The following is a 12,118-nucleotide window of genomic DNA, read 5'->3' on the forward strand; positions in this document are numbered from 1 at the left end:
CTAGAGTCTGGGATTAAAATGCGCTAGCCGTGACCCTAACAAGCAATAATTATATTTTAGACTTGCACTAGTTTAAATTCTATAATTTTGATCATGGATCCGATCTTTCCCTTTGCTTAAGAATAAGAACTAAACATGGCTGGCTTTAAAAAACTCATATTTATACAATTAATATCTTGGTTGTTATTTGCAACGCTCGGTGCCTACTTTATTGCAGTGGGGTTTAATTCAGCAGTGAGTAATGCACAAAAAAAAGCGCAACTAGTAGTCAATAATTATATTAATAGCCATACAATTGAAGAAATTTCTCCTAAAAAAATTCAACATGTCCTATCAGACGGTACCGTATTTTCAAGCTTTATTGTTCGTAATCATGACGACATTGAAGTCGTCAATGTGCAATCCCCTACTTCCTTATCTACTATTGCACAGTTAGTTGAGTCAACTTTCGACTCGATTAGACCACAATTTGCGGTTAATCAAACGGCTGATATCAAAGTAGAATTTATAATAAGCGCAAACAACTTAGCAGCCTTATTACAGCAATCCCTACTCATTGTTATTTTAATCGCCGCGTTAATGGCTGTAATCCCGCTCATTTTTATGAAAGCTATACTTAGGCGCTTAAATAGAAATATAAGTATGACGGTAGCTGAAGTCATTGATGTGTATATTAATCAAAATCAAGTTAATGATAACCTTGAGTCAGCAATTGATAGCACAAAAATAAAACAGTTCGGTGCTGATTTGATACCTAGCTTTAACCGCCTATCTCACTTTTTAGAATCAAAACATGAAGATATCAAAAATGCAGCTCATTCAATAAAACAAGAAGCTTACAAAGACATTGTTACAGGGTTAGGTAATCGAAATATGTTTGTTGAATATTACGAAAAAAATATTGAGAACAGTGATAAAAGTACCTTTGGTGCTTTAGCGATGATCCGCTGTAGTGAATTACAAGCTATAAACCAAACCCGTGGTTATCAAAAAGGTGATGAATATATTAAAGGTGTCGCTGATGTTATCAAGCATATTAGTGGTACTTATACTGGAAGCAAGGTGTTTCGCTTAACCAGCTCTGACTTTGCCGTGGTACTTCCTAATGTACCTTTAAAAGAATCTGAACATTTTGGTGAAAACCTACAATCTCGTTTTACTCAGTATCAGCAAAACCAAGAGTTAAGCTCCGTAGCAAACACTGGTATTGTGGGCTATGAAAAAGGAAAGCCCCTTGGTGAGTTACTCTCTATTGTTGATAACGCTATGAGCATGGCACAATCTAAACAAGCCAATGCATGGCATGTACAACGTGAAACAGATCTTATGCATAATGCGAGTGCCGGCTTTGGTAATCAAAACTGGCGTAAAGTTATTAATGAAGTTATCGAGACTGAACGGGTGCACTTGGTGATGCAAAATATAATGCCATTAAGTAAAAATGTTAAAGCCTATGCAGAAATACAAGCGCGCTTCAAAACTGCAGAAGCTCAAACCTTACCAACCGCTTCATTTTTAGCGATGGCCGAAAAGCTCGATATGGCAATGGAGATTGACCGGTTAATTATTGACTCTTCCCTTGAAAAAATCAAAAACCTTAACTTCTCAGAGAGATTTTTTGGTCTGAATGTCACCCCATCAAGCGCTCATAATGATCAGTTTGTTATTTGGTTAGAACGGCGATTATTAAAAGACACTAATATCGCTTCAAAGCTAGTTTTTGAAGTCAGTGAATTTGGCTTACAGCAGAATATTAAAGCAAGTAAACGTTTCATTGATATGGTCCATCGTGTTGGTGCACGTATCACCGTTGAGCGATTTGGCGTTGGCTTAACATCATTTAAGTTTTTTCGTGACTTGAAGCCTGACTTTATCAAAATGGATGCCAGCTATACGCGTGGCCTAGAAGATGATAAAAACAATCAGTACTTTATGCGCTTGATGGTCGATCTTGCTCACCGTATAGGCGTCAGTGTTATTGCTGAGGGTGTAGAAAGCCAAGAAGAAAAGCATATAGTCGAAATACTCTGTTTAGATGGCGTACAAGGCTATTATATCGAGAAACCTAAAGCTATATAACACTTCGCTTGCTTAACAATGAACACTTACTGTTGAGTATTTACTAAGCAACGTCCCGACTACCGCCTATTTATTTCGACTATCCGTACAGACCTGTTGTTAAACAACCCAGAAAAAAGGATAATGTAGGCGTTTTTAATCGCGCGAGGCAAAAATGACAGAATACGTCTTGTTATTGATAGGCACAGTCCTTGTCAACAACTTTGTACTAGTACAGTTTCTTGGTTTATGCCCCTTTATGGGCGTATCGGGTAAGCTCGATACTGCTATTGGTATGTCACTGGCGACTACTTTTGTATTAACCCTTGCGTCAGTGTCGAGTTACTTAGTAAATCACTATATTTTAATCCCTCTAGATATCGGTTTTTTACGCACTATGAGCTTTATTTTAGTGATTGCCGTGGTCGTTCAATTTACTGAAATGGTAGTGAGAAAAACGAGCCCGACTCTGTATCGCTTGTTGGGAATATTTTTACCGCTTATCACTACTAACTGCGCGGTACTCGGTGTTGCGATTTTAAATATCAAAGAAAATCACTCATTTTTACAATCGGCTGTTTATGGCTTTGGTGCCGCAGTTGGTTTTTCATTGGTACTTATTTTATTTGCCGCACTACGCGAACGCTTAGCTGCAGCAGATGTACCTATGCCTTTTAAAGGCGCATCCATTGCCATGATCACTGCAGGTTTAATGTCGATGGCCTTTATGGGTTTTACCGGATTAGTGAAGTTTTAATATGACCTTGATGTACGCTTTAATAGCGCTGGGTTCGTTAGCGCTTATATTTGGCTTAATTTTGGGCTTTGCTGCTGTGCGCTTTCGTGTGCAAAGCAACCCGATTGTCGAACAAATTGATAATATTTTACCGCAAACACAATGCGGCCAGTGTGGTTACCCAGGTTGCCGCCCTTACGCTGAAGCGATCGCAAACGGCGATGAAATTAACAAATGCCCTCCTGGTGGTGACTCCACGGTTAAAAATCTCGCTGATCTAATGGGCGTAGAGGCCAAGCCTTTAGCCGGTGGTGAACAAGCTGATCCAGTAAAAACAGTCGCTTACATTAGAGAAGACGAATGTATCGGCTGTACTAAATGTATACAAGCATGCCCAGTAGATGCCATTGTTGGTGCGACTAGGCAAATGCACACGGTGCTAATTGATGAATGCACTGGGTGTGATTTATGTGTTGAACCTTGTCCGGTTGATTGTATTGATATGTTGCCTTTAGAAACCACCAAGCAAAGTTGGAAATGGCAACTCGACGCAATTCCAGTCACCCAAATAGATTAAGGCCACGCATGGAAAAGTTAATTGAACAAATAAAACAAGGTAAAGTGTGGCCTTTTCCAGGCGGGGTTCATCCGCCTCAGCAAAAATCACTGTCTAATACACATGCAATAATGCGGTTACCTTTGCCTGATAAGCTTGTAGTACCACTAAAACAACATATAGGTGCAAACGGCAAGCTTATAGTGGCTAAAGGCGAGCAGGTACTAAAAGGGCAAGCTCTAACCGAGCCGGCTGCCAATTGGTCCGTACCTATTCACGCCCCTACTTCAGGTGCTATTACTGATATTTGCCTTATGCCTTCTGCGCACCCATCAGCATTACCTGAGCTAAGCGTAATTATTACCCCGGATGGTGAAGATACTTGGTGTAAACTTTCCCCAGTTAATGATGTAACTAAACTCGACCATGATCAACTCGTCGAAATAATCCATCAAAGCGGTATCTCCGGGATGGGCGGCGCTGGTTTTCCAGCCTATGTTAAAGCCGATAGCAGAAAGCCTATCGAATATTTGTTAGTCAATGCTGTTGAATGTGAACCTTACATTACTGCCGATGACTTACTCATGCGCGAGCACGCAGAGGGTATAATTCGCGGTATTGAGTTAATGCAACAAATACTGACCCCCACGTTAACTATTGTTGGCATTGAAGATAATAAACCAGAGGCCATTGCCGCTATGCAAAATGCAGCGGCTCACAATGACCAGATTATCATTCAAACAGTACCAACGATTTATCCATCCGGTGGCGAAAAGCAACTAATAAAGCTGCTTACTAATAAAGAAGTTCCAAGTGGCGGCATTCCAGCAGATATTGGTGTACTAATGCACAATGTAGGCACTTTATTTGCTATCAATCAAGCCGTATATGAAGGCAAGCCACTGATTGAACGAGTGATCACAGTAACCGGTAATACTATTCATAAACCCGGGAATGTATGGGCGTTAATAGGTACTGAAGTTAAGCATTTGCTCGATTGCCAAGGGTTTTCGCCTATTCCGCAGCAATGCGTAGTAATGGGTGGCCCAATGATGGGCTTTACGTTACCAACGGTCAGAATTGGGGTGATTAAAACCACTAATTGTATTTTGGCCCCTGATCACCATGAGCTTGCTGAACCAGGCGCTGAAAAAGCCTGTATTCGTTGTAGTGCTTGTGCCGACGCTTGCCCTGCATCATTATTACCACAACAACTACAATGGTTCGCCAAGTCAAAAGAATACGATAAATTAAAAGACTACAATTTATTTGATTGTATTGAATGTGGAGCCTGCGCATACGTATGCCCGAGTGAAATACCATTAGTACAGTATTATCGCGTAGCTAAAGTTGAGATTAAAGAACAACAAGCTGAACAAATTAAAGCTGAGCGCGCAAGAGAACGTTTTGAAGCCCGAAAAGAGCGATTAGAACGTGAGAAAAAAGCAAGACAAAATCGTCATAAGCGCAAACCTGCGAGAAAATCAGCAGATGAAAAGCAAAAAGTAACGGATGCCTTAGCTCGGGTTAAAAAAGACTCAAGCGGCGATAAAGACGATAAATCAGCAGTTGCCGCGGCCATTGCACGTGCTAAAGCTAAAAAGAAAAATACTGAAGCTGCTGAACTAGAGCCTGATAACAGCGAAGTTGTAGCAGAACGTGCAGCGCGTAAAGAAAAGGCGCGTCAATATAAAGCACAAAAACAAGCGCAGCAAAGCGAAACGCAAACAGATAAAGTGGATGATAAAAAGTCCGCTGTAGCTGCGGCCATTGCTCGCGCTAAAGCTAAAAAAGCAGCGAAAGAAACTGAAGTGACACCTGAGCAACATAGCGAAGCGCCTGCTGCGGATGATAAAAAAGCCGCTGTAGCCGAGGCCATTGCCCGCGCGAAAGCTAAAAAAGCAGCGAAAGAAACTGAAGCGGCCACGGAGCAAAGTAGCCAAACCGATGAAGCGCCGGCTGCGGATGATAAAAAAGCCGCTGTAGCCGCTGCCATTGCCCGCGCTAAAGCTAAAAAAGCAGCAAAAGAAACTGAAGCGGCCACGGGGCAAAGTAGCCAAACCGATGAAGCGCCTGCTGCGGACGATAAAAAAGCCGCTGTAGCCGAGGCCATTGCCCGCGCTAAAGCTAAAAAAGCAGCAAAAGAAACTGAAGCGGCCACGGAGCAAAGTAGCCAAACCGATGAAGCGTCTGCTGCGGACGATAAAAAAGCAGCAAAAGAAATTGAAGCGACCACGGAGCAAAGCAGCCAAACCGATGAAGCGTCTGCTGCGGATGATAAAAAAGCCGCTGTAGCGCGTGCTATTGCCCGCGCGAAAGCTAAAAAAAATCAACCAGAAGGAAGTGATAAGTCATGAAGCTTACCATGGCCAGTTCTCCCCATAATCACAACCATAAGTCATTAAGCCGACTGATGCTGACGGTTATTTTAGCTTGCCTACCGGGGTTTATCGCACAGCTATATTTTTTCGGCTTTGGGGTATTAATACAATTAGTGATTGCCATTATTACCGTAAGTATTTGCGAAGCCGCTGTTATGCGTCTGCGTAATCGCCCTATTTGGCCTGCACTTAATGATGGCAGTGCATGGCTGACCGGCGTATTATTAGCATTAAGCATTCCTCCCCTAGCCCCTTGGTGGGTGATGGTAATTGGTTGTGTTTTTGCTATTGTAATTGTTAAACAATTATATGGCGGACTAGGCTTTAATTTATTTAACCCTGCAATGTCCGCCTATGTCTTACTATTAATTTCATTTCCTGTACAAATGACTAGTTGGCTACCTGTCAGCGAGCTCTTAGCAAACTCACTTAGCTTATCCGAGCAGTTGAGTGTTGTATTTAATGGTTTTACTAGCGCAGGTTTTAGCCTTGATCAAATCCGTGTTGGTATTGATGGGCTGACTATGGCAACCCCTCTTGATACTGTTAAAACAGATGTTGCTCACGGTTTAACGGCCTCTGAAAGTATGAGTAAAGCGCAATTTAATGAATGGCTTGGGCTAGGTTGGGGCTGGGTAAACTTAGGTTTTTTACTCGGGGGGCTTTACCTTCTTAAAGCCAAGCTTATAAACTGGCATATTCCAGTAAGCTTTATAGCATCATTAGCACTTTGCAGCGGCATTGGCTTTATTGCTTCACCAGGCACTGAGCCTGGAGTTGTTTTTCACTTATTCAGTGGTGCTACCATGCTTGGGGCATTTTTTATTGCCACAGATCCGGTGTCTGCTGCAACGACAAATCGAGGTCGTTTAATATACGGCGCCTTAATTGGTTTATTAATTTACCTTATTCGTACCTTTGGTGGCTACCCTGATGCGATTGCATTTAGCGTATTACTTATCAATATGGCTGTGCCACTGATTGATCACTATACTCAGCCTCGCACTTACGGTCATGGAGTAAGCGAATGATTTTTTCTTCAATGGCAAAAAATGGCACTATTTTAACCCTATTTGCCTTAGTTACTACAGGATCTGTCGCAATCGTGCAGTCACTAACCAAGGATCGCATCGCAGAGCAAGCGCGTATTCAGCTTTCGGCTCAACTGCAAGAAGTGTTAGACCCACACTTTTATAATAATGAACTTCACAACGATTGCGCCATAATCACAAATTCATTACTTGGTCCTTATGATAATCAAGTAATTTATCGTGCTCGTAAGAATGGAGAACCCGTTGCGTTAGTCATCCGCCACACTACCCCACGCGGTTACAGTGGCGATATAGCGTTATTAACCAGTGTATTTGAAAACGGCGAAATTACCGGTGTACGAGTAACGGAGCACGAAGAAACCCCCGGTTTAGGTGATAAAGTAGAGATACGAAAGTCCCCTTGGATCACTACATTTAAAGATAAAACCGTATTGAATGAAAACGATGAGCGCTGGGCGGTAAAAAAAGATGGCGGTAGTTTTGATCAATTCACCGGAGCAACTATCACTCCAAGAGCTGTTGTTGGCTCAGTAAAAGATGCGGTATTATTTTCAAAGCAGCAATTTCAAGCCGTATTTGATGCACCAAATGCCTGTGCAGAGGATAAACTATGAGCGAAGTTAAAGAGCTAATTAATCAAGGAACATGGAAAAATAATCCTGCCTTAGTACAATTGCTGGGTTTGTGCCCGTTACTTGCCGTTACATCGACCATTACCAACGCATTAGGGTTAGGGCTGGCAACGTTACTGGTATTAGTAGGCTCCAACGTCACTATATCAGCGGTTAGAAACTGGGTACCTAAAGACATTCGTATACCGGTTTTTGTTATGATAATTGCCGGTTTTGTAACTATCATTCAACTATTAATGAATGCCTACACTTTTGGTTTATACCAGTCTTTAGGAATATTTATTCCACTTATTGTCACTAACTGCGCCATTATTGGTCGCGCTGAAGCGTATGCCTCAAAAAATCCAGTTCACCTTTCTGCATTAGATGGTTTAATGATGGGCGTGGGCTTTATGCTGGTATTGGTTGTATTGGGCTCGATGCGTGAGCTTATTGGTCAAGGCACCCTATTTGATGGTGCAGATTTATTGCTTGGATCATGGGCTGCAGTATTACGTATTGAAGTATTCAGCTTTGATAACCAATTTTTATTGGCTGTTTTACCACCCGGGGCGTTTATTGGTTTAGGGTTATTAATTGCTGCAAAAAATATTATTGATGAACAAATAAAATCAAAAAAAACTGCACCGCCAGAAGCCGAAAAAGGCCCTCGAGCGCGAGTGACCAGCTTAACCTGAAGGAGGAGCACGCACCGTCACTGCGTGCTTTGTAGTTAATGAATAAAGAAAAACGCTACGAAATTTTATCTCGCCTGCGCGACAATAACCCTAACCCTGAAACCGAGCTTGAGTATTCAAGCCCGTTTGAGCTGTTAGTCGCGGTCACTTTATCTGCCCAAGCTACCGATGTTGGGGTTAATAAAGCCACTCGTAAACTTTTTCCAGTCGCAAATACCCCACAAGGCATATTAGACTTAGGGCTTGAAGGCTTACGAGATTACATTAAAACTATTGGTTTATTTAATTCAAAAGCCAATAACGTGTATAAGATGTGTGGCATGCTTGTCAATTTACATAACAGTATTGTGCCTGAAAACCGTGAAGCCTTAGAAGCTCTACCAGGCGTTGGACGTAAAACAGCTAATGTAGTCCTTAACACTGCCTTCGGTTGGCCAACAATCGCTGTAGACACGCATATTTTTCGGGTATCTAATCGTACAAAACTTGCCATGGGTAAAGATGTGGTTGCGGTTGAGCAAAAACTTGAAAAAATAGTTCCCAAAGAGTTTAAAGTGGATGTACACCACTGGCTCATTTTACATGGCCGCTATACTTGTGTAGCCCGTAAACCTAAATGTGGTAGCTGTATAATTGAAGATTTATGTGAATTTAAAGACAAAACAGAGGATGCTTAAATGCGCTTATTACATACAATGTTGCGAGTCGCTGATTTAGATAAATCCATTGAGTTTTACACCCAAACTCTGGGTATGAAAGAGCTACGTCGCGCTGATAATGAAGAGTATCGATATACCCTTGCTTTTGTTGGCTATGGCGACGAAAAAGATACGACTGTACTCGAGCTTACATATAACTGGGACCCTAAAGATTATGATTTGGGTAATGCCTACGGCCATATCGCGATAGAATTTGATGATATCTATAAGGCCTGCGACGATATCAAAGCTGCTGGCGGTACTGTTAGCCGTGAACCTGGCCCTGTAAAAGGCGGCACAACTGAAATTGCTTTTGTTAAAGATCCTGATGGTTACTCTATCGAATTTATTCAGAAAAAAGATTACAGTACTTTATAGCCTTTTCATTTAATTAAATAAAGCGGCTAGAATTAAGCCGCTTTATAAAGTGATAAAATTAAGTAATAAAAGTTACAAGCTGTAGTCGACAACTTTCATACCTAGCTTTTCAAGCTCAGGGCGTAATGTTTTTGCATCACCAACCACTAAATACACCATTTCTTTAGTATTTAAGTGTTTAGCAGCCAACTCATTAACCTGCTCCTTAGTAATTGTACTGACAATTTTATTGCGCTCTTTAACAAAGCTTGGCGGTAGGTCATGCTCTAAAATTTGTGCTAAAAAGCCTAATTTAGCATTAGGGGTTTCATATTTTAAAGCATCTTTTTGGTTAATCGCTTGACGCATAAACATAAGCTCTTCATCACTAATGCCATTTTCAGCATAGTTATTAAGTTCTTTGTTAAATTCAGTGATAGAAGCAACTGTCGCATCAGCACGAACAGCAGCTGATGCAGTAAAACCACCTGATGTTTCATCACCCCAAAAACGCGTTCGAGCGCCGTAGGTATAACCTTTATCTTCACGCAGATTTAAGTTAATTCTGCTATTAAAGTTGCCACCAAGCGCAAAGTTCATTAAGTTAGCTTTGAAAAATTCACCAGTTATGTCTTCAGCAATATCGCGCTTACCAATACGAATTTCAGACTGTGGTGCATCAGGCTTATCGACTAAATAAATAACATTCGTAGCTACTTCTGGTTCTGCAAAGCTTGCCGGTGCTGCAGGCGACTGTCCTTGCCACTCATCAAGCGTACTCACGAGTTTTGGTTTTAGTTCACTTTTATCAAGATCTGAAACCACAATAACCTCAGTACCTGACGGTTTAAAGTGGCTATTGTAAAAGCCTTTGACATCATCAAGTGTGATCGCAGCAATACTGTCTAAAGTACCGCCGTTAGGAAGAGCTGCAACACTATCACCGTATAATAGTTTGCTATAAGCATTAGGCGCTAAGTAACCGGCATCTTTTAATGCATGTTGAATATTTTGTAAGCTTTGTTGTTTATTGCGATTAAAATCTTCTTCATTAAACGCAGGTTTAAATAGCTTCTCTTGCACTAAAGCAAGGGTCGCATCTAAGTTTTTAGTTAGGCTTGAAACAAAAATATTAGTATGGCTATTAGCGGCTGAGATACGAATAGTGCTGCCTAACTTTTCAAGTGCATTACTCATTTCTTCAGTGCTGTAGTTTTGAGTTGATTCATTAAGTAAAGCCGCTGTAACAGAGGCAAGACCTACTTTCTCGGCTTGTTCATGATACAACCCTCCTGGCACTTTGATCAGTAATGATGTGGTCGGTGTTTCTGTGCTTTGCGTACCTAAAATATCAACATTGTTAGCTGTTTTACTTTCCCAAAGACTAGGTATTTCTACCGCGGGGTTTACACCTGCCTTTGGCGTTTGACTGCGATCAAAAGTATCAACAGCTCTTCGAGCGACTAAATCGTCTGAAGTGGTTGTTGATGGACCATCAAAGGCATGAGCTACGGGAGTAAAGTTATCCTTTGCTGCAATTAGTTGAGTTTGACCTTCTGGTACTACGCTCATAATAACTGATGCTTTATCTTTAACATATTGATTAAAAACACGCATAACATCTGCTTTGGTAACCGCGTTGTAACGAGCAATATCATCTTTAATATAGCTTGGGTTGCCGGTAAACGTTTCAAAAGCAGCGAGTTGCGATACTTTGCCTGATACGCTTTGTAAACCAAAAATAGCGCCAGATTCTATTTTTGCTTTAACTTTATCCAAGTCATCTTGCGTTACACCACGCTTTTCAAACTCGTTAAATGAGTCCCGAACAATTTTTTCAATATCTGCGAGCGCTTTACCTGAGGTTGGATTTGGTAATGCGTAAATGCTTAACGAACAAGCAAGTTCGCGACAAGGGTGGCTAACCCCAGCTTGTACTGCTATTTGGGTTTTTACTAAGTTTTTATAAAGTATAGAGTTATTACCCCCGCCGATGATCTCAGCAAGAATATCGAGCGGAGCTTCATCTTCATGGCGTGCATAAGTCGTTGGAAAGTTCATACTTAGTAATGGTAAATGCACTTTATCTTCCATTGAAATATAGCGGTCTTCGTCAAGAGTAACGGCTACTTTTGGTGCATCAACAACCTCAGGACCTTTAGGTATAGGCGCAAAGTATTTACTGATCAGCGGTAATACGTCTTCAGCGCTTATATCACCACCAATGGTGATTGTGGCATTATTTGGCCCGTACCAACGTAAAAAAAACGCTTTTAAGTCATTAACGTTGACGCGATTTAAGTCGTCCATATAACCAATTACAGGCCAAGAATACGGATGTCCATCAGGGTAAAGTGCTTGTGATACACGTTCATTTAAGCGGCCGTAGGGACGATTATCAACTCGCTGCCCTCGTTCATTTTTAACCGTTTCACGTTGTACTTCAAATTTTTCTTGAGTAACAGCATCAAGTAAAAAACCCATTCGATCAGCTTCTAACCAGAGCATTTTTTCTAATTGATTAACCGGGACGGTTTCAAAATAATTTGTTCTATCTGAATTAGTCGTACCATTTAGCGTGCCACCCGCTTCGGTAATAACTTTAAAGTGCTCTTCATCAGCTACATTCTCTGAACCTTGGAACATCATATGTTCAAAAAAATGAGCAAAGCCCGATTTGCCCAGCTCTTCACGAGCCGAACCAACATGATAGGTTACATCTATATGTACTAGCGGATCAGAATGATCTTCATGAATAATAACTGTTAAGCCATTATCTAATCGATATTTTTTATAAGGAATCCTTATTTCAGCTGCATTACTGTTCACTGAATCAATTAAAGTAACGCCAGGAATTGTACTTTTAATACTACTAGTTGCAGAGTCAATTGTATTTGTTGTGTTATTGCTACACGCCGCAAGACCCGAGCTCAATAGCACTGCAATTGCTATTTTTGTTAGTTTCATTTAG

10 protein-coding genes are annotated in these 12,118 nt (G+C 41.2%); 9 read left to right on the plus strand and 1 reads right to left on the minus strand.

The window, feature by feature from the left end:
- The first annotated feature begins 135 nt into the window (after positions 1-135).
- The 9 genes from ACT3RM_RS01225 (at position 136) to gloA (ending at position 9,168) form a co-directional block, all read left to right on the plus strand.
- Complete coding sequence (locus ACT3RM_RS01225) at positions 136-2,079, plus strand: EAL domain-containing protein (RefSeq protein WP_441995192.1); 1,944 nt, start codon at positions 136-138, stop codon at positions 2,077-2,079.
- 154 nt (positions 2,080-2,233) lie between these two features.
- A complete protein-coding gene (gene rsxA / locus ACT3RM_RS01230) occupies positions 2,234-2,815 on the plus strand; it encodes an electron transport complex subunit RsxA (RefSeq protein WP_441835480.1) in 582 nt (193 codons plus the stop codon).
- A 1-nt stretch (position 2,816) separates the two neighbouring features.
- Positions 2,817-3,371 (plus strand): electron transport complex subunit RsxB, encoded by a 555-nt coding sequence (gene rsxB, locus ACT3RM_RS01235; RefSeq protein ID WP_441835481.1) that lies wholly within the window; start codon positions 2,817-2,819, stop codon positions 3,369-3,371.
- A gap of 8 nt (positions 3,372-3,379) precedes the next feature.
- Positions 3,380-5,707 carry an electron transport complex subunit RsxC gene (gene rsxC / locus ACT3RM_RS01240; RefSeq protein ID WP_444511300.1) on the plus strand — a complete coding sequence of 776 codons (2,328 nt, stop codon included), beginning with the start codon at positions 3,380-3,382 and terminating at the stop codon, positions 5,705-5,707.
- Positions 5,704-6,762, plus strand: a complete 1,059-nt coding sequence (gene rsxD / locus ACT3RM_RS01245) for an electron transport complex subunit RsxD (RefSeq protein WP_441995188.1) — start codon at positions 5,704-5,706, stop codon at positions 6,760-6,762. The genes rsxC and rsxD overlap by 4 nt, the downstream gene beginning before the upstream one ends.
- Entirely contained in the window at positions 6,759-7,397 is a 639-nt protein-coding gene (rsxG, locus tag ACT3RM_RS01250; RefSeq protein ID WP_441995186.1) for an electron transport complex subunit RsxG, read from the plus strand. Before rsxD ends, rsxG begins: the two co-directional genes overlap by 4 nt.
- Positions 7,394-8,092 carry an electron transport complex subunit E gene (locus ACT3RM_RS01255; RefSeq protein ID WP_441995184.1) on the plus strand — a complete coding sequence of 233 codons (699 nt, stop codon included), beginning with the start codon at positions 7,394-7,396 and terminating at the stop codon, positions 8,090-8,092. Before rsxG ends, ACT3RM_RS01255 begins: the two co-directional genes overlap by 4 nt.
- Positions 8,093-8,130: 38 nt before the next feature.
- Positions 8,131-8,769: an endonuclease III gene (gene nth / locus ACT3RM_RS01260; protein WP_441835486.1), complete on the plus strand. Its 639-nt coding sequence runs from the start codon at positions 8,131-8,133 to the stop codon at positions 8,767-8,769.
- Positions 8,770-9,168: a lactoylglutathione lyase gene (gene gloA / locus ACT3RM_RS01265; RefSeq protein WP_441995182.1), complete on the plus strand. Its 399-nt coding sequence runs from the start codon at positions 8,770-8,772 to the stop codon at positions 9,166-9,168.
- A gap of 72 nt (positions 9,169-9,240) precedes the next feature.
- On the opposite strand, the gene ACT3RM_RS01270 is transcribed toward gloA, so the two are convergent.
- Positions 9,241-12,114, minus strand: coding sequence for a M16 family metallopeptidase (locus ACT3RM_RS01270; protein ID WP_441995180.1), 2,874 nt, complete (start codon positions 12,112-12,114; stop codon positions 9,241-9,243).
- Positions 12,115-12,118 lie beyond the last annotated feature (4 nt).

This window comes from Pseudoalteromonas sp. AOP7-A1-14 (genome assembly GCF_052376275.1).
In the GTDB taxonomy this organism is placed as follows: domain Bacteria; phylum Pseudomonadota; class Gammaproteobacteria; order Enterobacterales; family Alteromonadaceae; genus Pseudoalteromonas.